At 66.4% G+C, this 22,050-nt stretch carries 24 protein-coding genes and 1 tRNA gene; 8 read left to right on the forward strand and 17 right to left on the reverse strand.

Annotated features, from left to right (window positions below; translation table 11 throughout):
• Positions 1–73 precede the first annotated feature (73 nt).
• The 3 genes from ACRDNQ_RS11045 (at position 74) to ACRDNQ_RS11055 (ending at position 2,880) form a co-directional block, all read left to right on the forward strand.
• A complete protein-coding gene (locus ACRDNQ_RS11045) occupies positions 74–532 on the forward strand; it encodes an Lrp/AsnC family transcriptional regulator (protein WP_431828697.1) in 459 nt (152 codons plus the stop codon).
• Positions 529–987, forward strand: a complete 459-nt coding sequence (locus tag ACRDNQ_RS11050) for an Lrp/AsnC family transcriptional regulator (protein ID WP_431828698.1) — start codon at positions 529–531, stop codon at positions 985–987. The genes ACRDNQ_RS11045 and ACRDNQ_RS11050 overlap by 4 nt, the downstream gene beginning before the upstream one ends.
• 651 nt (positions 988–1,638) lie before the next feature.
• Positions 1,639–2,880 carry a glycosyltransferase family 39 protein gene (locus ACRDNQ_RS11055; protein WP_431828699.1) on the forward strand — a complete coding sequence of 414 codons (1,242 nt, stop codon included), beginning with the start codon at positions 1,639–1,641 and terminating at the stop codon, positions 2,878–2,880.
• Here ACRDNQ_RS11055 and ACRDNQ_RS11060 read toward each other — a convergent pair.
• From ACRDNQ_RS11060 to ACRDNQ_RS11070, 3 genes are all read right to left on the reverse strand, one after another.
• A complete protein-coding gene (locus tag ACRDNQ_RS11060; RefSeq protein WP_431828700.1) occupies positions 2,851–3,219 on the reverse strand; it encodes a DMT family transporter in 369 nt (122 codons plus the stop codon). The genes ACRDNQ_RS11055 and ACRDNQ_RS11060 overlap by 30 nt on opposite strands.
• On the reverse strand, positions 3,216–3,839 hold the full coding sequence (locus ACRDNQ_RS11065; protein ID WP_431828701.1) for a class I SAM-dependent methyltransferase: 624 nt from the start codon (positions 3,837–3,839) through the stop codon (positions 3,216–3,218). The genes ACRDNQ_RS11060 and ACRDNQ_RS11065 overlap by 4 nt, the downstream gene beginning before the upstream one ends.
• A gap of 93 nt (positions 3,840–3,932) precedes the next feature.
• On the reverse strand, positions 3,933–5,366 hold the full coding sequence (locus ACRDNQ_RS11070) for a UbiA family prenyltransferase (protein WP_431828702.1): 1,434 nt from the start codon (positions 5,364–5,366) through the stop codon (positions 3,933–3,935).
• 294 nt (positions 5,367–5,660) lie between these two features.
• On the opposite strand from ACRDNQ_RS11070, the gene ACRDNQ_RS11075 reads away from it, so the two are divergent.
• Positions 5,661–6,788, forward strand: a complete 1,128-nt coding sequence (locus ACRDNQ_RS11075) for an aminotransferase class V-fold PLP-dependent enzyme (RefSeq protein ID WP_431828703.1) — start codon at positions 5,661–5,663, stop codon at positions 6,786–6,788.
• Here the strand turns inward: ACRDNQ_RS11075 and ACRDNQ_RS11080 are convergent.
• The 3 genes from ACRDNQ_RS11080 to ACRDNQ_RS11090 form a co-directional block, all read right to left on the reverse strand.
• Entirely contained in the window at positions 6,776–7,996 is a 1,221-nt protein-coding gene (locus ACRDNQ_RS11080; protein WP_431828704.1) for an FAD-dependent monooxygenase, read from the reverse strand. The two genes, ACRDNQ_RS11075 and ACRDNQ_RS11080, sit on opposite strands and share 13 nt — an antisense overlap.
• A 48-nt stretch (positions 7,997–8,044) precedes the next feature.
• The gene (locus tag ACRDNQ_RS11085; RefSeq protein WP_431828705.1) at positions 8,045–8,296 is read right to left on the reverse strand and encodes a hypothetical protein; all 252 of its coding nucleotides are present in this window, start codon (positions 8,294–8,296) and stop codon (positions 8,045–8,047) included.
• Positions 8,297–8,368: 72 nt separating this feature from the next.
• Complete coding sequence (locus ACRDNQ_RS11090) at positions 8,369–9,016, reverse strand: pyrimidine 5'-nucleotidase (RefSeq protein ID WP_431828706.1); 648 nt, start codon at positions 9,014–9,016, stop codon at positions 8,369–8,371.
• Positions 9,017–9,115: 99 nt separating this feature from the next.
• On the opposite strand from ACRDNQ_RS11090, the gene ACRDNQ_RS11095 reads away from it, so the two are divergent.
• Positions 9,116–9,769 (forward strand): GntR family transcriptional regulator, encoded by a 654-nt coding sequence (locus ACRDNQ_RS11095; protein WP_431828707.1) that lies wholly within the window; start codon positions 9,116–9,118, stop codon positions 9,767–9,769.
• Here the strand turns inward: ACRDNQ_RS11095 and ACRDNQ_RS11100 are convergent.
• The 3 genes from ACRDNQ_RS11100 to ACRDNQ_RS11110 all read right to left on the reverse strand — a co-directional run bounded on the left by ACRDNQ_RS11100 (position 9,766) and on the right by ACRDNQ_RS11110 (position 13,610).
• Complete coding sequence (locus ACRDNQ_RS11100) at positions 9,766–11,625, reverse strand: glycosyltransferase family 2 protein (RefSeq protein ID WP_431828708.1); 1,860 nt, start codon at positions 11,623–11,625, stop codon at positions 9,766–9,768. The two genes, ACRDNQ_RS11095 and ACRDNQ_RS11100, sit on opposite strands and share 4 nt — an antisense overlap.
• A 103-nt stretch (positions 11,626–11,728) precedes the next feature.
• Complete coding sequence (gene carA / locus ACRDNQ_RS11105; protein WP_431828709.1) at positions 11,729–12,883, reverse strand: glutamine-hydrolyzing carbamoyl-phosphate synthase small subunit; 1,155 nt, start codon at positions 12,881–12,883, stop codon at positions 11,729–11,731.
• 148 nt (positions 12,884–13,031) lie between these two features.
• On the reverse strand, positions 13,032–13,610 hold the full coding sequence (locus ACRDNQ_RS11110; RefSeq protein WP_431828710.1) for a hypothetical protein: 579 nt from the start codon (positions 13,608–13,610) through the stop codon (positions 13,032–13,034).
• 15 nt (positions 13,611–13,625) lie between these two features.
• Here ACRDNQ_RS11110 and ACRDNQ_RS11115 point away from each other — a divergent pair, with 15 nt between their 5' ends.
• A complete protein-coding gene (locus ACRDNQ_RS11115) occupies positions 13,626–14,087 on the forward strand; it encodes a GatB/YqeY domain-containing protein (protein ID WP_431828711.1) in 462 nt (153 codons plus the stop codon).
• Positions 14,088–14,096: 9 nt separating this feature from the next.
• Here ACRDNQ_RS11115 and ACRDNQ_RS11120 read toward each other — a convergent pair whose 3' ends face one another.
• Both ACRDNQ_RS11120 and ctaD read right to left on the reverse strand, forming a co-directional pair.
• Positions 14,097–14,636 (reverse strand): DUF2244 domain-containing protein, encoded by a 540-nt coding sequence (locus ACRDNQ_RS11120; RefSeq protein WP_431828712.1) that lies wholly within the window; start codon positions 14,634–14,636, stop codon positions 14,097–14,099.
• A gap of 6 nt (positions 14,637–14,642) precedes the next feature.
• The gene (ctaD, locus tag ACRDNQ_RS11125) at positions 14,643–16,313 is read right to left on the reverse strand and encodes a cytochrome c oxidase subunit I (protein WP_431828713.1); all 1,671 of its coding nucleotides are present in this window, start codon (positions 16,311–16,313) and stop codon (positions 14,643–14,645) included.
• Between the two features lie 248 nt (positions 16,314–16,561).
• Between ctaD and ACRDNQ_RS11130 the strand changes: the two genes are divergently transcribed.
• On the forward strand, positions 16,562–17,542 hold the full coding sequence (locus ACRDNQ_RS11130; protein WP_431828714.1) for a zinc transporter ZntB: 981 nt from the start codon (positions 16,562–16,564) through the stop codon (positions 17,540–17,542).
• Here the strand turns inward: ACRDNQ_RS11130 and lipB are convergent.
• Complete coding sequence (gene lipB / locus ACRDNQ_RS11135; RefSeq protein WP_431828715.1) at positions 17,539–18,240, reverse strand: lipoyl(octanoyl) transferase LipB; 702 nt, start codon at positions 18,238–18,240, stop codon at positions 17,539–17,541. The two genes, ACRDNQ_RS11130 and lipB, sit on opposite strands and share 4 nt — an antisense overlap.
• Before the next feature lie 97 nt (positions 18,241–18,337).
• On the opposite strand from lipB, the gene ACRDNQ_RS11140 reads away from it, so the two are divergent.
• Positions 18,338–18,424: transfer RNA gene (locus ACRDNQ_RS11140), tRNA-Leu, on the forward strand.
• Positions 18,425–18,906: 482 nt separating this feature from the next.
• Here ACRDNQ_RS11140 and ACRDNQ_RS11145 read toward each other — a convergent pair.
• From ACRDNQ_RS11145 to ACRDNQ_RS11165, 5 genes are all read right to left on the reverse strand, one after another.
• Entirely contained in the window at positions 18,907–19,335 is a 429-nt protein-coding gene (locus ACRDNQ_RS11145; protein ID WP_431828716.1) for a hypothetical protein, read from the reverse strand.
• Positions 19,336–19,662: 327 nt separating this feature from the next.
• The gene (locus ACRDNQ_RS11150) at positions 19,663–20,400 is read right to left on the reverse strand and encodes a type 1 glutamine amidotransferase domain-containing protein (protein ID WP_431828717.1); all 738 of its coding nucleotides are present in this window, start codon (positions 20,398–20,400) and stop codon (positions 19,663–19,665) included.
• A gap of 26 nt (positions 20,401–20,426) precedes the next feature.
• Positions 20,427–20,990, reverse strand: a complete 564-nt coding sequence (locus ACRDNQ_RS11155) for an antibiotic biosynthesis monooxygenase (RefSeq protein WP_431828718.1) — start codon at positions 20,988–20,990, stop codon at positions 20,427–20,429.
• Complete coding sequence (locus ACRDNQ_RS11160) at positions 20,987–21,364, reverse strand: GFA family protein (RefSeq protein WP_431828719.1); 378 nt, start codon at positions 21,362–21,364, stop codon at positions 20,987–20,989. The genes ACRDNQ_RS11155 and ACRDNQ_RS11160 overlap by 4 nt, the downstream gene beginning before the upstream one ends.
• Positions 21,365–21,376: 12 nt before the next feature.
• Complete coding sequence (locus tag ACRDNQ_RS11165; protein ID WP_431829117.1) at positions 21,377–22,033, reverse strand: NADPH-dependent F420 reductase; 657 nt, start codon at positions 22,031–22,033, stop codon at positions 21,377–21,379.
• Positions 22,034–22,050 lie beyond the last annotated feature (17 nt).

Raw genomic sequence — 22,050 nt, forward strand, 5'->3', positions numbered from 1 at the left:
ACGTTCTAAGTTTGACAAACATCGCCAATCCGTGAAAAGACTGCGCCGCAAAATGCAATAACGTGAAAAAAATATGCAGATCGATGATCTCGACCGTCGGATTCTTCGCCAGTACCAGGCCGACCCCGGTCTTTCCAGTGCCGACCTGGCGGCGCGGGCGGGCGTCACGCCAGCGACCTGCTGGCGGCGGCTCGAGCGGATGCGGGCCGGCGGCATCATCCGCGGCGTCGAGGCCGCGATCGACTGGCGCAGCCTGGGATGGGAGGTCGAGGTCTCGCTTCGCTTCACGCTCGACAAGACCGCGCCGCGCGCCTTCGACGAGTTCATCGCGGCCGCCCGCGAGGTGCCCGAGGTGATCGAGATCCAGACCTTCCTCGGACAGGTCGACGTGCGTCTGAACGTCATCGCCCGCGACATGCCCCATTACCAGGAGATCTATCGCAGCCGCATCCTGACGCTGCCCCATATCGCCGATCTCGAGGCGCTGATGCATGTCGCCGTCATCAAGGACGAAGAGACCCTGCCGCTGTGATCCCGCTTGATCCCCTTGACCGGACGATCCTGCGCGCGCTTGTCGCCGACGCCACGCGCAGCGCCGCGTCGATCGCGCGCGAGCGGCGCGTGGGCCAGTCGCTTGTGGCGCGGCGCATGCGCCGGCTGGAAGAGGCCGGAGCGATCCGTGGCCGGCGGGTGGTGCTCGACCGCGAGGCGCTGGGCTTCGGGGTCACGGTCTTCCTGGGCGTCAAGCTTGCCGCCAAGGGCCGCGTGAGCCTTGAGGATTTCGAGCGCGCGGTAACGGCGATCCCCGAGGTGCAGACGGTTCAGCATGTGCTGGGGCTATACGATTACCGCCTGCGGGTGGTGGCACGCGACATCAGCGATTTCGAACGGGTGCTGAGGCGTCGGATCATGACGCTGCCGGGGGTCGGGCAGGTCGACGCAAACGTCCTTCTGAGCGAAGAGCGCCGCCCCGGGCCGATCGGTTGAGAGCGCGCCTCGGCAAGGACACTTGCCTCCGGCCCCGTCGACACGGCGGGTGGGTCCGGTGGGCACACTGCCTCCCAACGTATTTCGGTAACCGGGACGTCGCGCGCATGGCGCGCCTCTGAGGCCGCTCGACGACCGGTCCCGATGCGTCCATGCTTTTCGAAAGGCCCCGTCCCGGCGTGTGAGTGCGGCCTCCCGGTGGTGTCGAAAGACGGGCGAAGCGTGCACGTCCGTGGCTGCCGGAAGACCGGAGAGGGTGACGACGTGCGTGACCATCCTCGGCCCCTGGCCCTCTTTCATGTCATGGGGCCAGACGGGCAGACGCCGGCCATTCGGCATCGCGGGATCGGAGCGCGCGTCCGGGCGAGAAGGATTGTCTCTGCGCATGATTGCCGGCGTGTCTGGCCACCCCGGGGTTTCAACGCTAGGTAAAACCAAGCTCTTTAGATGCAGCGAGGTGCGCATGACAACTCCCCAGTCATCCTGTCCGGTCGATCGCCGGGCGCACAGCCGCCCGAGTCGGACGGGGGGCGCGACGCTTGCCTCCGCGCGCGTTCGGATCATCCTCCTTCGCTTCGCGGCCGGGATCGGCATTCTTGTCTATTCCGGCACTGGAGTGCGCGCCTTGGCCCATGACGGGGGGCACATGGCATGACCCTTCTGTCCCCGCCCACGCTTACAGTGTCGCTTGTGCTGGCCTTCGTGCTCCGTGTCGTCTGGGCACTTGTCATCCCGGTCGAACCTGTCTCGGATGCGGCCGCCTACGCGGCCTTCGCGACGAACATCGCCGAGCACGGGGTCTATGGCTTCACGCCCCAGACCCCCGGCGCCTTCTGGGCTGTCGGCACAGCGGGGATCTATGCAGGCGTCTACTTGCTCTTCGGCGTGGGCTCGGCGCTTGGCGTCGTCGTTATCAACCTGATTTCCGCGCTGGTCGTGGTCTGGCTTCTTCACGACCTCGGGCGGCGCTGGTTCGGAGAGACGGAAGGCCGGATCGCGGCGCTTCTCTTCGCGCTGTGGCCGATGGCGATTCAATTCACCACCGTCCTTGCGAGCGAGATCCATTTCATGGCCCTCACGCTTGCCGCGCTGGCCTGCTGGGACCGGGCGGGACGGGGCGCGGGTGGGATCGCGTTCCTTCTGTTTTCGGGCGTGTTCTTCGCGGGCGCCACCTATGTGCGGCCGATCGCCCTTCTGATTCCGGCGGCGCTCGCGTTCGCCGCGCTCCTGCGGGCCCCGCGTGCCGCGCCGGGCGCAATCCTGAAGGCGGCGGTGGCGACGGCATTGATCTTCGCCCTCGTCGCGCCGTGGTCGGCCCGTAACGAACGTCTTCTTGGCGAGCCGGTGTTCATGTCGACGAACTTCTGGCCGGTCTTCTGGATGGGAAACCACGCCGAGACAAATGGCGAGTTTTCGCGACTACCCCCCGAGACAGACGGCATGACCGAAGTCGAGCAATCCGACTACATGAAGGACCTGTCGATTGCCGCGCTTCGGGCTGATCCTGCGGGCTTCGTGTGGCGCACAACCTGGAAGGCGGTGCGACTTCATGAACGCGAAACCATCGGGGTCGCGTGGAACCTTGCAGCGATCGAACGTCTTGCCGGATCGACCGGCGCGTTCCTGCTGAAGGGCCTGTCGACGCTTTACTGGTACGCCGTCCTGGCGTTCGCCGTGGCTGGGATCTTCCTGCACGCACGCCGAGAAGGGGCGTGGACCACGCTCCTCTCGGTGCCGGTCTGGCTTTGGCTCTATTTCACGGCGGTGCACGCAATCATCATCATCGGCGACCGCTATCACATGCCTGCCATTCCGATGATCGCGCTTCTGGCGGCCTATGCGATTTCGCGGTTGGCCGGTCTTTCAACTGCGCAGGATCAACGCCGTGCATAGGATGATGCCGGCAATTCCCACCATCTTTCCAAGGCTCAACGGCTCTGAGAACAGGATGGACGACAAGACCGCGATGCCAATCATCGCGGCGCCCGTGACCACGGGGTAGGCGATGCTGACGGGCAAGTGCCGGAGAGCCAGAAGGTAGAAGCCTAGAAGAACACCGGCCAGCAGGACCCCGGCGATAAGCACAGGAGGGTTCTGCGTGAAAAGCGATCCGCCGCCCGACGCCGGTTTCTGTCCCAGGCCGACGGCATGTTTCAGCAGGATGTTGGCGCCGACGTTCGCGGCCACCGCGACGGTAAGCGCCGCCCATCCGATCCAGGGGGTCCCAGTCATGCAGGCGCCTCCATCACGAGCATCTCGTGCATGTACCACAGGCGACGCGCGGATCGTTCTTCGATCACGGTGAAGCCCATTTCGGCCAACGTTCCACGCACCGTTTCGAGGGGAAGATATTCGATCCAGTCCCGCGCGATGACCAGGTCGTGCAGACGATTGGCGGCGGCCATCAGGAACGGGCGGTCCGCCATATCCTTGTAGATGAGCCGGCCACCGGGACGAAGCTTCCCCACCGCCATTTCGAGGACGCCGATTTGCGCCTTGCGCGGGATGTGATGCATCACATCGATCAGGGATACAGCGTCGAACGTTCCCTCGGGCCAAGGATCGTCGACGGACAGTCGCTCGAAGCGGATGCGGTGTCCGGTCGGCAGGCGGGTCTGCATGGATTGGGCAAGGGCGATCGCGTCCTTGCTCGTGTCAAAGCCGACACCGTCCTGCGTGCGCCCGGCGGCGGCGAGCAGACCCAGAAACAGCCCGGCCCCGCAGCCGATGTCGAGAACGCGCGCTCCTGCGGGCACCGCAGCGATCAGGTCTTCTATCGGCATGATCCGGGGGCGAAGCCGGTTCAGGCTTTCGATCAGGCTCGTCTTCCCGGGAAAAAGCGCGGCGGCCATCGCGTTGATGTCGGGCGGTGTCGTCGCAGCGTGCATTGATGAAACATCCTTCAAGAAGACAGTCCGGGGTCGAATTTCTCTGCGATCCACGAGTCAGGACGCGACCACGACGACCGCAGCCACCATGATCAGCCAAATCCAGCTCACCCGGTCCTTCGCGGCGAAGACGATCGGATCGTCGGTCATGTAGCCCCGGTGGGTCATCATCACCATCCTCAGCAGCCAGTAGAGCAGAAGCGGACAGATCAGCCAAAGGATCTGGGGGTGGGTATAGAGCGCTTGCACGTCGTTGGAACTGACGTAGAGCGCCATGACAAGCACCGCCGCGTGCGCCGCGCCAAGGGCGATGCCGCGCAGGATCGGCAAATCCTCTACTTCGTAGGCGCGTCCAGCGCTTTCCCGTCCGGTTGCCAACTGATCGGTCAGTTCCGCCTGTCGCTTCACAGCGGCCAGCGCGAGGAAGAGAAACATCGAAAAGCCAAGCATCCAGGGCGAAAGCACGATCCCGGTCGCCGCGCCGCCGGCGATGATCCGGATCGTGTAAAGCCCGGCGAGGGTCAGCACGTCGACGATGAGCTTGCGCTTGAGCCAAAGCGAATAGGCGAAGGTCGTCGCGAGATAGAGGGAAAGGACCCCAAGAAAGAGCGGATTCCCGGTAAGCGCCCCAAGAACGCCGGCGCCAACAAGAAGCCCGCCCGCCATGGCGACGCCCGTTGCCGCCGAAAGCTCTCCCGAGGCGAAGGGGCGCAGGCGCTTGCGAGGATGGGCGCGGTCGGCGGGCAGATCGACAAGATCGTTCATGACATAGACCGCCGAGGCGGTAAGGCAGAAGGCGAGGAAGCCGAGGACCACCGCGCCCAGGGCACTCGGATCGTGGGCGGCGAGCACCGGAAGGAAAAGCAGCAGGTTCTTCGACCACTGGTGCGGGCGCATGGCGCGCAACATGGCCCGCCCCCGGCTTTTCGGCGGGTCGAGATGGATGACCGCGGGGTTTGCCGATTCCGCCGCCCGGGCAAGCGCAGGAGATGCCCCTACGGTGATGCCCTTTCGCGCCGCCGCCCAGACAGGAAGGTCGGCGCGGGAATCGCCCACATAATCGAAGCCCTTCGCGCCGTAGCGTTCGGTCAGGAAGCGCGCTTTGGCCTCGCCCTTGAGGTTGCCGTTGGCGTCCGTGCCGAAGACCTCGTCGAAAAGCCCGGTGGCCTTGGCCACGGACTCGGCCTGACGCTGGTGCGTGGCGGTCACAAGCGCCGTGCGCCGGCCCTCGTCGCGGGCGCGGCGCACGAGATCGAGGACGGACTCATTCAGAGGCAGCGCATCGCCATCCACCATGTGATTGTCGACAAGGTGCGTCTTGAACGCCGCTCTGCCGTCCCGGAGCCGACCGAGAAGCGCCACGACACCGGCCGGTCGCGTCGCGGCAAGCCCGAGGAACGCCTCGTGGAGTGTATCCGTGCGGCAGAGCGTCCCGTCCAGATCAACGACAAGGACGGTCGGGTCAGGGGTACACGCCTCCTCATCCTTCACTTGTAAAGCTCCACCTGGTCATCGATCTGACGAGCAAACCCGAGGGGTTTGTGCAGCAGATCTGGCTGCAAGGCCAGCAAGAGGACGGAATGCCGCGAGATTCCCTCTCAAAGCGAGTGCGTTCAAGCAACAAACCCGTCGTCAGGCCACAATTGAAAACCCTGCCGCGGCGCGCGGGAATCGCGTCGGCGCCGATCTGCGGCTCGTCCGCGAAGAACCTCGGGGGCGCGACGATCAGGCCTTTGCAAATACCGCCCGCTCGGGGTAGCGGGGGACAAACCGAAGGAGACACCCATGACCGCGCTTCTGCCCGACATCGATCCCGACGGCCTTCTGGAATTCTCGGTCGTGTTCACCGACCGGTCGCTCAATCATATGAGCGCGGCCTTCCAGAAGGTGATGCGCGACATCTCGGGCATGCTGAAAGACGTCTACAAGGCCGATGCCGTGGCCGTGGTGCCTGGCGGCGGCACCTACGCGATGGAGGCAGTGGCACGACAGCTTGCGACCGACGCCGACGTCATGGTGATCCGCAACGGCTGGTTCTCGTATCGCTGGACCCAGATCTTCGAAGCCGGCCGCATTCCCGCGACCGAGACGGTGATGATGGCACGGCGGGCCGGCAACGACCCGCAATCGCCCTTTGCGCCCGCGCCGCTGGACGAGGTCGTGGCGAAGATCCGCGAGACCGGGCCCGCCGTCGTCTTCGCCCCGCATGTGGAGACTTCGGCTGGGGTGATCCTGCCCGACGCCTATATCGCCGCGGTTGCCGCGGCTGTGCACGAGGGCGGCGGGCTGTTCGTGCTGGATTGCATCGCATCGGGCTGCGCCTGGGTCGACATGAAGGCGCTGGGCGTCGATGTCCTGATCTCCGCGCCTCAGAAGGGCTGGTCGTCGGCGCCGGCCGCGGGTCTTGTGATGCTGTCCGAAGCGGCGGCGGCGCGCGTTAAGGCCACGAAATCGACGTCCTTCGCCATCGACCTGGGCAAGTGGCTTGCGATCATGGAGGCCTACGAAGGTGGCGGGCACGCCTATCACGCCACCATGCCGACCGACGCGCTGCGCCAGTTCCGTGATGCGATGATCGAGGCGAGGGCCCATGGCTTCCAGCGGCTGAAGGCCGCGCAATGGGAACAGGGCGAGCGCGTGCGCGCCCTTCTGGCCGCGCGTGGCATCCGGTCGGTCGCGGCCGAGGGATATGGCGCCCCCGGCGTCGTGGTCAGCTATACCGACGACCCCGAGATCCAGAGCGGCCGGGCCTTCGCGGCGCAGGGGGTTCAGATCGCCGCGGGCGTTCCGCTGATGGTGGGCGAGGGCAGCGACTTCCGCACCTTCCGGCTTGGGCTTTTCGGGATCGACAAGCTGAAGGACGTCTCGGCCAGTGTGGGGCGGCTTGAAGAGGTGCTTGATCAGGTGCTCTGAACCGGCCCCTGATCCGCCCGTCCGAGCCCGGCCTGCATCACCGCCCGGCGCAGCGGCGCCACGTCATGGACCACGCGCAGGCCGCCGAGGCGGAGTGCCTGAAGCGGCGCCGTCCCCGACCGGCAGACCCGGTTGAACAGGTCGATCACGCGGGCGCGCATGTGGACATCGGCGGCGCGGGCCTTTTCGTAGGCCCGAAGCGCCGAAGGGCTGCCGGGATCGTCAGAACTTGCGGCAATCCGCGCAAGCGCTGCGACATCGTGCAGCGAGGTGTTCAGCCCCTGCGCCCCGATCGGGGGCAGGACATGCGCGGCCTCGGCCACAAGGGCCGTCCGCTCGGCGGTAAGGTGTCGGGCGACCTGCGTGATCACCGGCCAGACGCGCACCGGGCTGGCAAGTTCGAGCGGGCCAAGAATCCCGCACGAGCGTTCGGTGGCCAGCGCGCCAAGGGCGCGCGGTGCCAGCGCGGCAAGCTCAAGCGCGCGCGGTCCCCGCTCCATCCAGACCACGGCCGAGGCCGGGCCGCCCTTGTGATCGGGCAGGGGAACAAGGACGAAGGCGCCGCCTTCGTTGTAAAGCTCGGTCGAGGTGCCGCCGTGCGGATGAAGATGCGTCACCTCGAAGGCCAGCGCCTTCTGGCCGTATCGGGTCACGTCGACGCTGATCCCGGCGGCTTCGCGCACGGGCGAAGTGCGGCCATCCGCGCCCACCACCAGCCGGGCCTCGACGCGCGTGCCGTCCGTCAGGCGCACGATCGCGCCACGTTCGCGCGTCAGCATGCCCGCAAAGCCCGTGCCCAGCCGCAGGTCGACGTTCGGAAAATCGGCAAGCCGGTCGACCAGAAGGTTCCGGGTCAGCCAGTTCGGGAGGTTCCAGCCGAAGGGGCCGTCGGTGACGTCCTCTGCCCGGAACGCGCGTTCGTCGCGGACGGTGGGCGGCCAGCCCGAGGTGTCGATCACGCGCAGCGTATCGAGGGGCGCGGCGTGGGGGGACAGCGCCTCCCACAGACCGGCCTCGCGGAACAGCGCAATGGCGGGGGCAAGAAAGGCCGTCGACCGCAGGTCTGACCCGTCGGCGCCGACCGATTTCGGGGGCGGGGCGGGATCGACAAGAACGACCGAAAGGCCCGCGCGCGCAAAGGCCGCGGCGGCGGTCAGTCCGGCGATCCCACCCCCCGAGATCAGGATATCGGTGCGTTCCAGCGGCATGGCGGAAGTCTATGCCGGCGCCGGGCCGTGCTCCAGCGCCAAAGTCCCTCAGCCCCAGCTGATCGCAAGCAGCAGCGCGAAGACCAGCGGCACCATGATCAGTGCCGGGATGTAAAGGCCCGGCACCCCGAACAGCATCGCCGAGATGCCCCAGAGGCTGACGATCAGGCCTGCGCCGTAATACAGGTTCTCTTCGCCCTTCTCGGCGGTGTCGCGGGCGATCCAGCCGAAAACCGGGACAAGGTAGAAAAGCCGCAGCCAAAGCGGCGGCCGCGCGGGAAGGGATGTCGCAAGTGCCATGATCTCGTCTCCTGTTCGCTGCGATGCAGATAGTCCCGAACGACAGGATGTCAGCCGCCGAAGGCCCGGAACCTAGCGTCGCAGCTGCGACAGAAAGTCCACAAGGTCGTCCGTGTGGTGATGCACATGCGGCGCGTCCTGGGCCTCGGGTGCGACAAGAACGCAGCGCATCCCCATGGCATGGGGCGCGGCGAGGTTGCGTATGTCGTCCTCGAACATCGCGGCCGTATTCGGAGCGATGCCATCCAGCGCGAAGACCGTCTCGAAGGCCGCGCGTTCGGGCTTCGGCCGGAAGCCGGCGTGTTCGACCCCGTAGACGGCATCGAAGAGGCCAGAAAGACCCCGGGCCGACAGGACCCGTTCGGCGTAGGGTGTGCTGCCGTTGGTATAGACGATGCGTCGGCCCGGCAGATCGGCGATGGCCGACGCAAGCGCGGGGTCGGTCTGCAACCCGTCGAGCGAAATCTCGTGCACATGGGTCAGGTAGGGGCCGGGATCGACGCCGTGTTCGTCCATCAGGCCCGCCAGCGTCGTGCCATAGGTGCGCCAGTAATGCTGGCGAAGGCGGTCGGCCTCGTCCCGGCCAACGCCAAGGGCTTGCATGACCCAATCGGTCATGCGCACCTCGATCTGGTCGAAGAGCCGGGCTTCGGGCGGATAAAGCGTGTTGTCGAGGTCGAAGACCCACGCCGTGACATGTGAGAATCGGTCGGCCACCATGGCTCACAGGTAGGGGTGGGGGCGGCGGGCGGCAATGGGCAGTTGCCCTTTGGCCGTCAGCGGCTAGGCTCTGGATCGACTGCCGTGCGGAGCCTGCCCATGACCGATCAGAAGCCCTCTCAGCGCGACGCCTATGCGCTGATTCTCCATGCCATCGACATCGGCACCTACCGGCCGGGCGACCGGCTTGTCGAAAGCGAGCTTGCCGACCGCTTCGGCGTGTCGCGCACGCCGATCCGCGAGGCCCTGCAGCGGCTTGAGACGCAGTCCCTTCTGGCGCGCGACGGGCGCAGCCTGATCGTGGCCTCGCTCGACCACAACCAGATGGCCGAACTCTACGTCGTGCGGCGCGAGCTTGAAGGGCTGGCCGCGCGGCTTGCGGCCAAGCACGCCACCGATGAAGAGGTGCGGGTGTTGCAGAAGATGGTCGACGAGGATGCCCGCCTCGTCAACGACCCGGCGGCCCTTGCGCGGGCCAACCGGCGGTTCCACCGGCAGATCCACCTTGCCTCGCACAACCGTTACCTCGTGCAGCAGCTCGACCTTGTCTACCGGTCGATGGCGCTTATGGCGACGACGACGCTTGCCGCCGAGGGGCGGGGGCGCGTGGCGCTGGATGAACACCAGAAGATCGTCGATGCGATCAAGGCCGGTGACGGCGACTCCGCCTATCGCGCGTTGAAGGAGCATATCTCGAACGCCTTCGAGACGCGTCTGCGCAGCGACGCCCAGACCGCCGGGCGCGACGACTAGGTGTCCTGCGTCCTGGCCGCGGAAGGCCCCTCGGCCGGAGCGCGCGACGCGGCGTCGGGCCGCGACGAGATGCCGTGGGCCGTCTTGTCCCAGTAGAACGGGCGCGAAATCAGTTCGAACATCGCCTTGTAGGACGCGATCGCGCCCAGAGGCCAGTAAAGGTGCAGCGTCGGCACCCAGGGGATCAGCCAGCGGTGCCTTGGCCCGGCCACGGCGGCGCAGCCGATCGCCACGTTCGCCACCTCGGCCAGAAGGAACAGGGCCCCCAGGGTCAGGAACAGGCCCCGGGGCAGCACGTCGGCCAGCGGATGGGGAACCCCCAGCGGCAGAAGCCAGAACGACCAGAGCACCGGGGCGAGCACGAATTGCGACAACGTGCCCAGAAGCAGCACCTGCACCCCGAAGAAGCGCCAGGGCCCCAGGTCCGACAGAAGCCGCCGGGGCGAGCGGCTGTGCACCGCCCAGGTCATCGCATAGCCCTTGAGCCACCGCGACCGCTGCCGGACCCAGGGCCAGACATGGCAGTTCGCCTCTTCCTCGGTCACCGTGGCGATCAGTTCCGTCCGATAGCCGCGCCGGGCAAGGCGGATGCCAAGGTCGGCGTCCTCGGTCACGTTGTGGGCGTCCCAGCCCCCAAGCGCCTCAAGCGCGGCGCGGCGGAAGAACAACGTCGTGCCGCCAAGCGGGATCACCAGCCCAAGGCGCAACAGCCCCGGAAGGATGATCCGGAACCAGGCGGCGTAATCGACGGTGAAGCACCGCGACAGCCAGTTCTGGTGCGGATTGTAGAAGTCGAGGATTCCCTGAAGGCAGGCGACCTCGGGGCCCGACCTGGCGAAGCGCGTCACCACCTGCCGGATCTGGTCGGGGGCGGGCGCATCTTCTGCGTCATAGACGCCGATGATCGACCCCCGCGCGAAATCAAGCGCGTAGTTCAGCGCCCGTGGCTTGGTCTGAAGCGTGCCAGGCGGCACGGTGACAAGGCGCATCCAGGGGGGCAGGCCCGCCGCTTCGACGGTGGCCTGGGTGATCGTGTCATTTTCCTCGGCGATCAGCAGGATGTCGAGCAAGTCGCGCGGGTAGGCCAGCCGGTCGAGCCGGCGCAACAGCCGCCCGGCGATCTCGCGCTCGCGGAAAAGGGGCACCAGAAGGCTGACGCGTGGCAACCGGGCCGGTTCCGGCGCGCCGCGCACGCTTTGAAAGCCGCGGCGGTCCTTTCGTCGTCCAAGAAGCTCGGCCAGGGCCGCGGCGACGCGCAGGCCCTGTGACAGGACCAGCGTCAGGCAGGCCCAGAACGCAAGCGCCGAGAAGGCCGCGACCGGGTGCCAGAGGATCAGCCCGACCACGGCGGCTAGGGCTGGCACCAGCCACCCAGGATGCCGCCCCGGCCGCAGATCGCGGCAGCTTTCCCCCGGCGCGACACGTGCCTCGGCCCGGGCCGCCAGCGCGTGACGGCGCTGCCGCAACACGGCGGCCTCGACCGCGCGTTCGTCCGCAAGGCCCATCATCACGCGACCGAACAGGTGTTCGAGCCGGGGCTTTGCCGCGGCGAAAGCCGCCGGGTCGGAGACCGCCACCACCACGCCCCCGCCCATCCGGCGCCAGGGCAGGACCCGATCGCGCAGCGCGAGGGCGGGGTCGTAGGCGTCGATCAGGCGCGCATCCGCCGGGGCGTCGGACAGATCCATGCGCCCGGCAGCATTGGCCGTCACCTGGCCTTTGGCCCAATCGTGGGGCCCGACCGGTTCCGCCACCGACAGGACGACCCCGACGCCGATCCCGGGCGCGGGACGGCTGTCGGTCTCGCCGCGCGGCGCGGCGAGGGCCGGCACAAGCCGAAGGGGAAGCGAGGACATGGAACACCCGGGACGGTAACTGCACGCGACCGCAGCATTCCCGACCAGGGTTAACAGTTGGTTTACGGGGGCGCGGTGCCGGACGGTTGCCCCAGGCTGCGGGTCAGGCGGCCGCCTTGCCCGCGGAGATGGCGGCGGCGAACCGCTCGAACAGGTAATAGCTGTCCTGCGGGCCGGGGCTTGCCTCGGGGTGGTACTGCACGCTGAAAACTGGCCGGTCGGCCAGGCGGATGCCGCAGTTCGACCCGTCGAACAGCGACACATGCGTCTCGATCACGCCGTCGGGCAGGGTCTGGGCGTCGACCGTGAAGCCGTGGTTCATCGACGTGATCTCGACCTTGCCGGTCTCGAGGTCCTTCACCGGGTGGTTGGCGCCGTGGTGGCCGTGGTTCATCTTGATCGTGCGCGCGCCCAGCGCCAGCGCCAGCATCTGGTGGCCAAGGCAGATCCCGAAAACCGGAATGTCGCTGCGTTCGAGCACGGCCCGGATCATCGGCACGGCGTAGTCGCCGGTGGCCGCCGGATCGCCCGGGCCGTTCGACAGGAACAGCCCCTCGGGGTTCAGCGCCAGCACGTCCTCGGCCGTGGCCGTGGCCGGAAGAACCGTCACCTCGCAGCCGGTCGAGGCCAGGCAGCGCAGGATGTTGCGTTTCGCGCCATAGTCGATGGCGACGACGCGGTGGCCCGGGCCTTCGCGCCGCGCATAGCCTTCGGGCCAGGCCCAGCGCATCTCGTCCCAGCGGTAGGACTGGCGGGTCGAGACGTCCTTGGCAAGATCAAGGCCCACAAGCCCGGGAAAGGCGCGCGCGGCCTTCACCAGAGCCTCGATGTCGAAGTTGCCATCGGGATCGTGCGCCAGCGCCACGTGGGGCGCGCCCTGCTGCCGGATGGCGCGGGTCAGGCGGCGGGTGTCGATCCCGCCCATGCCGATCCGACCACGCCGCACCAGCCAGTCGGTCAGCCGTTCGGTCGCGCGCCAGTTCGACGGCTCGGTCGGATCCCACTTCACCACCATGCCGGCGGCCACCGGATCGGCGGTCTCGTCGTCCTCGGGGTTGACGCCGACGTTGCCCACGTGCGGGAAGGTGAAGGTCACGACCTGCCCGGCGTAAGAGGGGTCGGTCATGATCTCCTGGTAGCCGGTCATCGCCGTGTTGAAGCAAAGCTCGGCCGTGGTCAGGCCCGTCGCGCCGAAGCCGCGCCCGAAGAACAGCGTTCCGTCCGCAAGGGCAAGGCAGGCGGTGGGGCGCTGTGGCATGGCTGGCTCCGCGGGTCAGGAAATCGTGCAGAGCCTTAAAGAAGGGCCGCGGGGATGGCAAGTATCCCCACGGCCCATGCTTTCGTACGATCACGCGGAACCAGCAGTCTTGTACCGTGTTCCGGGGCGATGAAGGGTCTCTCGTCTATCAGACCTCGCAGTCCAAGCAGGGAATTATTTCAATGTCGCCGTCGCCGCCGCCATCGCCATCGCCGCCCGTGCCGCCATCCGTCGCCGTGGTCGACGTCGCCTCGGTCGGATCGGTGGTGTCAGCCCAGCCGCCCGACAGGCCGAAGTTCGCGACGCCAGCCCCGATGTCCCAGCCGACATCGCCGCCGATGAAGGCGTCTTCGAACAGGTAGGCAATGCCGGCATTCGGCCTGACCGCAGCCGAATTGAACACGTAGTCAAGGCCCAGGTAGCCGACGACTTCTTCCTCTTCGTCGTTGGAGAAGACCTTGACGCCGACGGCGAACCCTTCGCCGAAGATGTAGCTTACACTCACCCCGCCAGCGGGATCGGCTGCTACAGGTTGACCTGCCAAAAGGGCCGCCGTGAGTGCCACGGCGACAGCGGAATGCTTCTGCATGATATACTCGCTTACGTTGGGTAAAGTGGACGAAGTGTTATCATTAGGGTGCTTTCTGTAAAGCGGAATGTGCTGCGGTCTGGACCGGGCGCTTGCACCTTTCGCCTGCTGCGGGTATGCCAGCCACTTCGGGATCATGGGGATGAGAACCGAATGACCACTCTGCGCGCGCGCCTCAGCTCCGAGCTGAAGGACGCCATGAAACAGAAGGACGCCTGTCGCCTGTCGACGCTGCGTCTGATCAATGCCGCCATCAAGGACCGCGACATCGCGCTTCGGGGCGAAGGCCAGGACGACGGCGCAGGTGACGACGAGATCCTGCAGATCCTTGGCAAGATGGTGAAGCAGCGCAACGAAAGCGTGCGCGCCTACGAAGAGGGCGGCCGCCTCGAGATGGCCGACCAGGAACGCGCCGAGATCAGGGTGATCGAGGATTTCCTGCCCCGCCAACTGGACGAAGGCGAAATCGCCGCCGCGATCGACGGGGCGATCGCCACGACCGGGGCCACGTCGATCCGCGACATGGGCAAGGTCATGGGCGAACTCAAGTCGCGCTATGCCGGCCAGATGGATTTCGCCCGGGTCGGCCCCATGGTGAAAGACCGCCTTGGCTGATCGGGCTGCCTAGCGCCCGACGCGCGCCAGCAACCGCTGAAGGTCGTGGTGCAGCGCGGTGCGTTCCTCGGGGCTGAGGAAGGCGCCCAGTTCGACCTCGCGGTCGCCGCCTTTCAGGGTCAGGTAGTTCTCGACCGGGCCGCCATCCTTGTGAAGCTCGACCCGCACCCAGTAGGGGTTCGCCTCCCAGCGCTGGACGGGGCCGCGCGGATTGGTGCGCACAAGCTCGAGCCGGTCGGGCCAGAGCGTGAGCACCTCGGTCAGCCGCGCATCCGAATAGCTGCGTTCGATCAGGATCCAGGTCAGGGCAAGGACGCCCATGACGAAGGGCAACAGGCCCCAGAGGACGGGCGTGCCCAGAACCGCCAGCAGCGGCATCAGCAGAAGCACGAAGGTCACGCCGATGAAGATGGCGAAGCCCTGCCGGGGCAGCGACCGGTGCGGCCAGACCGACAGGCGCGCAAGCGGCGCATCGGCCCCCGCGCCATGCGAACGGGCGCCGGCTTTCGCGGGCGCCCGTTCAGGGATGTCATCCCATTTCAGTGGCATGGCACCTCAGTGAGCGTGGCTCTTGTCCCAGTCCTCGCGCCGCGGCAGCGTCTCGAACGTGTGTTCCGGCGGCGGCGAAGGCAGGGTCCACTCAAGCGTGTCGGCGTGCTCGTTCCAGTAGTTCTTCTCGGTCACGCGCTGGCCGTACCTCAGGGTATAGAACACCACCCCGATGAAGAACACGAAGGACGCGAAGGCGATGAAGGCGCCGATCGACGAGATCCAGTTCCAGTAGGCAAAGGCCTCGGGGTAGTCGATGTAGCGGCGCGGCATGCCCTGACGGCCCAGGAAGTGCTGCGGGAAGAACGTCAGGTTCGAGCCAATGAACATCGTCCAGAAGTGCACCTTGCCGGCCCACTCGGGGTATTGGCGCCCGCTCATCTTGCCGATCCAGTAATAGATCGCCGCGAAGATGCAGAAGACAGCGCCAAGGCTCATCACGTAGTGGAAATGCGCCACAACGTAGTAGGTGTCGTGATAGGCGCGGTCGACGGCCGCCTGGCTGAGCACGATGCCCGTCACGCCGCCCACGGTGAAGAGGAAGAGGAAGCCGAAGGCGAAAAGCATCGGCGTCTTGAACTCGACCGAGCCGCCCCACATCGTGGCGATCCAGCTGAAGATCTTCACGCCCGTCGGCACCGCGATGACCATTGTCGCCAGCATGAAGTAGGTCTGCTGCGTGACGCTCATCCCCACGGTGTACATGTGGTGCGCCCAGACGACGAAGCCCAGGCCGCCGATCGCGATCATCGCCCAGACCATCGGCAGATAGCCGAAGACCGGCTTGCGGCTGAAGGTGGCGATCACGTGGCTGATGACGCCGAAGCCGGGCAGGATGATGATGTAGACCTCGGGGTGACCGAAGAACCACAGGATGTGCTGGTAGAGCACCGGGTCGCCACCGCCGGCGGGATCGAAGAAGGTCGTGCCGAAGTTGCGGTCGGTCAGCAGCATGGTGATCGCGCCGGCAAGCACCGGCAGCGCCAGCAGGATCAGCCAGGCCGTGACGAAGATCGACCAGGCGAAAAGCGGCACCTTGAACAGCGTCATGCCCGGCGCGCGCATGTTCAGGAAGGTCGTGATCATGTTGATCGCGCCCAGGATCGACGAGGCGCCCGACAGGTGCACCGCGAAGATCGCAAGATCCATCGAATAGCCGCCCTCGGTCGTCGACAGAGGCGGATAAAGCACCCAGCCCACGCCCGAACCAAGCTGGCCGTTGCCGCCCGGGCTCAGGATCGAGGCGACGGCAAGCGAGGTGCCGGCGACGTAAAGCCAGTAGGAGAGGTTGTTGAGCCGCGGGAAGGCCATGTCCGGCGCGCCGATCATCAGCGGCATGAAGTAGTTGCCGAAACCGCCGAACAGCGCCGGGATCACCACGAAGAACATCATCAGGATGCCGTGGCCGGTGATCAGCACGTTCCACAGGTGCCCGTTCGGCGTCTCGCAATCGCCGCTGGCGATGAACCGTGCGCCTTCGGCGCACATGTACTGCACCCCGGGCTCCATCAGTTCCATCCGCATGTACACCGTGAAGGCGACGGCGATGAAGCCGACGATCCCCGAAGTGAACAGATAGAGGATCCCGATGTCCTTGTGGTTCGTCGACATGAACCAGCGCGTGAAGAAGCCGCGCTCGTCGTGCTCTCCGTGGCCCTGGATGGCTGCGTCTGCCATGCGTGTCTCCCGCGTGTTGTGACGGCCCGGAGGCGTTCCCTTACCTCCGGCTTTGCCCGGTTCTATTCAGGTCGTGGGATATGAGCAACCGCGAAGGCTGTCGCAGGGCGCGGAAAAATGTCTCAGGGGGCGGTCGCCCCGAACCTTTCGCACCGCACTTCCGTGTGCGCCCGGTGGAAGTGGCATGACAACGTCGTGCGGAATGCGGATGCTTGCGGAACCGAGGCCAGGAAGGAAGAGGGGCAGGCATGACGCAGATCGAGGACATCATCGCCTATCGGTTCGACGGCAAGGGCAAGGCAGTCCGCATCGACCCGGACGACGCCGGTGGGCTGCATCCCGCCACCGGAACCGAGTTTCTCTGGGTTCACATCCGGCGCGATTCGGACGAGGGGACGGCCTTCCTGGGCAACCTCGGTCTGGACAATTTCATCTTCGATGCGCTGACCGCCCAGGAAACGCGTCCGCGCTGCACCGTCCACGGCGACGGCGTCCTGGTGAACCTTCGTGGCGTGAACCTGCAGCCGGGGGCCGAGCCCGAGGACATGGTCTCCGTGCGATTCTGGATCGAGGGCCACCGAATCGTCGGGGCGGGCCGCCGCACGCTGCATGCGGTCGAGGATCTGATCGACGCGATGGGGCGCGGCCAGTCGCCGTCGAGCCCGGGCGATTTCATCGCCCGTCTGGCGCTGCGCCTGTCCGACCGGGCCGAGCCCGCGGTCGCCGATCTTAACGAAGAACTCGACACCCTCGAGGAAGCCGCCCTCGAAGGCGACTATTCGGCCGAATCGCGCCGGTATCTGCCGCGCATCCGCCAGAAGGCGATCGCTCTGCGCCGCTTCATGGTGCCGCAGCGCGACGCGCTCACAACGATGGAGATCGAGGATCTCGACTGGCTGTCGGAACGCGACCGCAGCCGCCTGCGCGAGGCGGCCGAGCGTGTCACGCGCCTGGGAGAAGAACTGGACGCGATCCGCGACCGGGCGCAGGTCGTTCATGACCAGATCATGGACGAACGCGCCGAGGCTATGAACCGCAACATGCTGCTCCTGTCGGTCGTCACGGCCATCTTCCTGCCGCTCGGGCTTGTGACCGGCCTGCTTGGCATCAATGTGGGCGGCATTCCGGGCGCGCAGAACAGCCAGGCGTTCTTCGTCGTCTGCGGACTGCTTGCCGTGCTGGCGGCGCTTCAGGTCTACCTCGTGCGGCGGTTCGGGCTGATGGGCTAGGAACCGGGGCGGGTCGCGCCGTCGCCGAAGACGATGGGAAATGTGCGCTTGAGGGCCACGTCGACATCCGCCATCGTCACCGGCAAACCGAGGTCGACCAGGCTGGTCACGCCATGGTCGCGGATGCCGCAGGGCACGATGCCGTCGAAGTGGGTCAGGTCAGGCTCGACGTTGATCGACAGGCCATGAAAGCTGACCCAGCGGCGCAGGCGGATACCGATCGCCGCGATCTTGTCCTCGCGCGGCGATCCGTCGGCATTGGGCGGCTGGTCGGGACGCACGACCCAGACGCCCACGCGCCCTTCGCGGCGTTCGCCGCGCACGTTGAACTCGGCCAGCGTCGCGATCACCCAATCCTCGATCTGATGAACGAAGCGGCGCACGTCGCGCCCGCGCGCGCCCACGTCGAGCATCACATAGGCCACCCGCTGCCCCGGGCCGTGATAGGTGTACTGGCCGCCGCGCTTCGAGGCGAACACCGGGAATCGGCCGGGGTCGGTCAGGTCCTCGGGCCGGGCCGAGGTGCCGGCGGTGTAGAGCGGCGGGTGTTCGACCAGCCAGATCGCCTCGTCCGCCGTTCCCGCGCGAATGGCTTCGGCGCGGGCCTCCATCTCGGCCACGGCCTGCGGATAGGGGGTAAGCCCCCCCGAGGTCAGCCAAGTCACCACGGGATCACCACGGGCGCGTCCTTCCGGCATTTCTGGGCGGTACCTGCCATGGCAGGAGAAGGGGTGCAATTCCCTCTTCACATCCTTCTCGGCCTTCGCTAGATACCCGCCACCAAGCCTAGACAGTGCGGTCGTGGCGGAATTGGTAGACGCGCAGCGTTGAGGTCGCTGTTCCTTAACCGGAGTGGAAGTTCGAGTCTTCTCGACCGCACCAATACATCCACGAGTTTCGTATCACTTCAATCGCCTTGGGGCTGCGGTGTGGTCGATGCCACCCTGCCGGCCGCCCTTCGTTCTTTGGGCTGCAGAGGTTCCTTGGCTACAGGTCGTTGATCGTGATCGCCGGCCGTCGAATCCCCCCGAAAACTCCGAATGACCGCGAACGCGCGCCTTGAGCACGGGAAGAGTATCGCATCTTCTCGTGTCCAGACTTTGTCGTCTTGGCACGGCCCTCTCGGAGTGTCGTATCGGGGCGCCGAAATCCGGCGGCCCGAAAAGGGGGCTCACCTGCACCTGACCGGAAAACTGAACCCCGATGCGAAGGCGTCGACGTAATAGCTCGACTGCGGAAGGACAGTGGCGCGACGACCGGGCTGTCGCGATCTCGCATGGCAGGACCGGGGTGCCGGCGAAGCGCCCATGCGCGGCCCCGCATCTGAAGGGCCGCAGTGCGAGATGAAGCTGACGCTCGAAGCCCTATCTGCCGGGATTGCGAGGCGGCTGCTTGAGATCCGCCGCAAGACGCCGCTCTTGATCAATTCGGATGGACGCATCCGTTGTCCTGCTGACCGGAAGCTTCAAACCCCGTCTGATGGCATCCGACACGGCCTCCTGGTGCTTGTTGTCCACGAAGAAGAATGTCGCGTGAGGATCGCCCGCGACGGCTTCTATGTCGGCCGTCCATTGAGGTGATATCAGAACGCGATCGCTCTGACGTTCGCCCAGGAAGGCGGAATTGTGATCTTCCCGGACATACCCGAAGCCATCGTCGAGCATGTATTGCTGATAGCCGTTGCGGCGTTTGGTCAGCTGCTCCTGTCGGGTCTTCGAGAAAATGACGTAAAGGCCTGACACGTCTGTTCTCCATGCTGATGGCGACTTGGTCCCTGAAGAAAGCGCGGCCATCAGTTTCGGCAAGGTGCTGCTTCCGGTTGTCCGCTGCGCCCGAAGCCAACGACCGCCATTTGCGCCCACGACAGCAGCGCGCCTTCGCAAGGGTCGAACCGGCCCGAGATCGGGATGAATTTCGGCTCTGTTCCAGGGGTCTGGGCCACTGTCTGGATAAGATACTCTTCGGCCTCACGGCAAGGCGACGTGACGGGCAGTGTGCGGGCAGCCCGGTAGCCCGTCTCGGCGCCCAAGCACCGGCGACATCACGGCCGGGCGCGTTGCGGCAGGTTCGGGCACCCGGTCCGTCACGACCGGGCGCCCGTTCGAACCTGTCCCCGACGCTCAGCGCCCAAGCGCTGTGACCACAAGTTCGGCCGCGGCCGCGCCGGAATACTGTTGCTGGCCGGTGATCAGGTTGCCGTCCCGCACCGCGAAGGGCTTGAAAAGCCCCGCCACGACGAAGTTCGTGTCGGGCAGGTTCCGTGCCTCGTCTTCGATCCAGAACGGCTGGATCTTCATGCCGACGAAGGCGTCGGCAAAGGCTTCCTCGCTGTTGGCGAAGCCGGTCCAGGTCTTGCCTTTCACGAGAAGGTCCCCGTTCGACAGCCGTGTCTTCAGAAGCACGCAGGTTCCGTGGCAGACGACGGCAACGATCTTGCCCGCCTCATAGGCGCGGGCGACGAAGGCGTGAAGTTCGGCATCGTCGATCATCGTGACCATGGGCGACTGCCCCCCGGCCAGGAAGATCGCGTCATAGCTGTCAAGCGCGACGTCGGCGATCGCCCGCGTCCCGCGAAGCAGCGCGGCGTGGCTTTCGGACTTCTTGAAGCCCAGCGAGATGAGATCGTGCGCGGAATAACCCGACGGGTCCTCGGGGTCGGAATAGCCGTCGGTCTGAAGATCGCCGCCCTTGGGGCTGACGATATCGACGTCATAGCCGGCCTCGGTGAAGACCCAGTAGGGATGGGTAAGTTCGGCCCACCAGAAGCCCACCGGCCAGCCCGTCGTCGGAGACGTTCCGGGGTTGGCGGCGATCAGGAGAACGCGTTTTTTCGAATGGATGTCGAGGGCGGCTGTCATGGGGCACTCCGTTCCAGAGGATCGTGTCAAAGGGTTCGGGTCTTGGGGTAGATGAACCGCGCGATGCGCGGGGTGAGCCAGGGCATGACGACGTAGGTCATCAGCCCGACCTGGATCGCGACGGTGACAAGCAGGCGAAGGGGCAGGGGCCAGCCGGTCATCAGCGGGCCAAGCGCTAGGTTCAGCGCCAGCACAAGGCCGAAAACCACCGCGATCAGAACCAGCGCCATGCGGTGCGGCGACGGCTGCGGCAGCCGGGTTCCGGGCGGCGGATCGAACCAGAACTCAAGGCCGGTCATCCGGTCCCAGGCGGCGTCGGCTTCGAAAAGCTCTGCGCCTTCGCCGAGCATCCGCGCGCGGAGGTCCGATCTTTCGAAAGCCTCCAGATGCGCAAGACTGTCAAAGCGGAAGACGCTGCGGTAGGCGCCGCCGGGATCGGGGCGGTGAAACTCGGCCCCGAGATAGCCGGGAAACTCGCGCGCCACGCTGTCAACCAAGCGGCTCAGCCAAGCCTCGTAATCGGCCTCGCGCCCGGGCCGGACCTTGCGGCGCACGACGACGGTGACCGGATCGCTGACGACAGCGGTCACGGTGCCACCGACGGCAAGTCGTACCAGTCCGGGACCGACTGTTCCCAGAGGTTCTTGATGATCCGCTTTCCGGTGGGTCCATCGACCAGCCCGGCCGAGATCAGCCAGCGGCCGGCCGGTGTGACCTCTTTCAGGACGCGCGCCCCGCAGGTGCCGCAGAAGGCGCGGCGCGACGTTTCGGACGACTGGTACCAGACCAGAGCGCCGGCCCCCTCAAGGGTGATGTCGGCCAGCGGCGCGGCAAGGAAGGCGTTGAAATTGCCGTGCATCTTGCGGCAGTCCGCACAGTGGCAGGCAAGGACGCCCGCGGCCTCGGCGGGAAGCGTCAGGTGCACGGCGCCGCAGTGGCACGAGGCATGAAGGGTCTGTGACATGCGGGGGCTCCCTCAGGATATGGCCGCGAAGGCCCAGTCACGGCCCTTCCCGCGAGCGATCGCCTGATTGATCCAGACCAGCGCGAAGGGTTCGAGCAGTCGGGATTTCGTGATGTCGCCCGCATCGAGGGGGTCGAACCCAAGATCGCGAAGAAGACCGGCAACCAAGGTCTTGGCGGCCGCGTCGTTTCCGGCCATCAGCATCGCCGGCCGATGGGGCAGGCCGGCATTCTGCGCCATGATCTCGGCCCCGACCTGATTGAGCGTCTTGACCACGCGCGCCTTGGGAAGCCAGCGCTGCACCGCCTCGCCACCCGATGCCGTGTGGCCCAGCGTCAGACCGAACGCGCCGTCCACCATGCCAAGGGGATTGGTGCAGTCTATGACGATCTTGCCGGATAGCTCGCCAAGCTCCGCAACGGCTGCCTCGACCGCGTTCCAGGGCAGGGCAAGGATCACGAGATCGGCGGCAGCGGCGGCGTCGGACGGGCTGGCGACCGCGCTTGCCGTCTCGTCGGCAAGGGCACGCACCCTCGCCGAGGCCGGATCGCGCGCGCCCAGGGTCACGCCGTGGCGCTTTCCCTTCAGTCCCCGGGCCAGAGCGGCACCGACGCTTCCGGTTCCGATGATCGCGATCCGCATGAGCATCTCCTTGCATCCACGCTGGATGTCGGGATATGCCGCGA

This window comes from Saliniferula longa, from assembly GCF_050789285.1.
Taxonomy (GTDB): domain Bacteria; phylum Pseudomonadota; class Alphaproteobacteria; order Rhodobacterales; family Rhodobacteraceae; genus CAVPWP01.

What these genes read in the sequence shown, in the direction of transcription:
- ACRDNQ_RS11045 (WP_431828697.1), top strand. Translation starts at nt 74, where the DNA reads ATGCAGATCGATGATCTCGACCGTCGGATTCTTCGCCAGTACCAGGCC.
- ACRDNQ_RS11130 (WP_431828714.1), top strand. Translation starts at nt 16,562, where the DNA reads ATGACGCAGATCGAGGACATCATCGCCTATCGGTTCGACGGCAAGGGC.
- ACRDNQ_RS11095 (WP_431828707.1), top strand. Translation starts at nt 9,116, where the DNA reads ATGACCGATCAGAAGCCCTCTCAGCGCGACGCCTATGCGCTGATTCTC.
- ACRDNQ_RS11120 (WP_431828712.1), bottom strand. Translation starts at nt 14,636, where the DNA reads ATGCCACTGAAATGGGATGACATCCCTGAACGGGCGCCCGCGAAAGCC.
- lipB (WP_431828715.1), bottom strand. Translation starts at nt 18,240, where the DNA reads ATGCCGGAAGGACGCGCCCGTGGTGATCCCGTGGTGACTTGGCTGACC.
- ACRDNQ_RS11115 (WP_431828711.1), top strand. Translation starts at nt 13,626, where the DNA reads ATGACCACTCTGCGCGCGCGCCTCAGCTCCGAGCTGAAGGACGCCATG.
- ACRDNQ_RS11150 (WP_431828717.1), bottom strand. Translation starts at nt 20,400, where the DNA reads ATGACAGCCGCCCTCGACATCCATTCGAAAAAACGCGTTCTCCTGATC.
- ACRDNQ_RS11075 (WP_431828703.1), top strand. Translation starts at nt 5,661, where the DNA reads ATGACCGCGCTTCTGCCCGACATCGATCCCGACGGCCTTCTGGAATTC.
- ACRDNQ_RS11065 (WP_431828701.1), bottom strand. Translation starts at nt 3,839, where the DNA reads ATGGCCGCCGCGCTTTTTCCCGGGAAGACGAGCCTGATCGAAAGCCTG.
- ACRDNQ_RS11160 (WP_431828719.1), bottom strand. Translation starts at nt 21,364, where the DNA reads ATGTCACAGACCCTTCATGCCTCGTGCCACTGCGGCGCCGTGCACCTG.
- ACRDNQ_RS11080 (WP_431828704.1), bottom strand. Translation starts at nt 7,996, where the DNA reads ATGCCGCTGGAACGCACCGATATCCTGATCTCGGGGGGTGGGATCGCC.
- ACRDNQ_RS11055 (WP_431828699.1), top strand. Translation starts at nt 1,639, where the DNA reads ATGACCCTTCTGTCCCCGCCCACGCTTACAGTGTCGCTTGTGCTGGCC.
- ACRDNQ_RS11110 (WP_431828710.1), bottom strand. Translation starts at nt 13,610, where the DNA reads ATGATCCCGAAGTGGCTGGCATACCCGCAGCAGGCGAAAGGTGCAAGC.
- carA (WP_431828709.1), bottom strand. Translation starts at nt 12,883, where the DNA reads ATGCCACAGCGCCCCACCGCCTGCCTTGCCCTTGCGGACGGAACGCTG.
- ACRDNQ_RS11060 (WP_431828700.1), bottom strand. Translation starts at nt 3,219, where the DNA reads ATGACTGGGACCCCCTGGATCGGATGGGCGGCGCTTACCGTCGCGGTG.
- ACRDNQ_RS11090 (WP_431828706.1), bottom strand. Translation starts at nt 9,016, where the DNA reads ATGGTGGCCGACCGATTCTCACATGTCACGGCGTGGGTCTTCGACCTC.
- ACRDNQ_RS11100 (WP_431828708.1), bottom strand. Translation starts at nt 11,625, where the DNA reads ATGTCCTCGCTTCCCCTTCGGCTTGTGCCGGCCCTCGCCGCGCCGCGC.
- ctaD (WP_431828713.1), bottom strand. Translation starts at nt 16,313, where the DNA reads ATGGCAGACGCAGCCATCCAGGGCCACGGAGAGCACGACGAGCGCGGC.
- ACRDNQ_RS11085 (WP_431828705.1), bottom strand. Translation starts at nt 8,296, where the DNA reads ATGGCACTTGCGACATCCCTTCCCGCGCGGCCGCCGCTTTGGCTGCGG.
- ACRDNQ_RS11145 (WP_431828716.1), bottom strand. Translation starts at nt 19,335, where the DNA reads ATGGCCGCGCTTTCTTCAGGGACCAAGTCGCCATCAGCATGGAGAACA.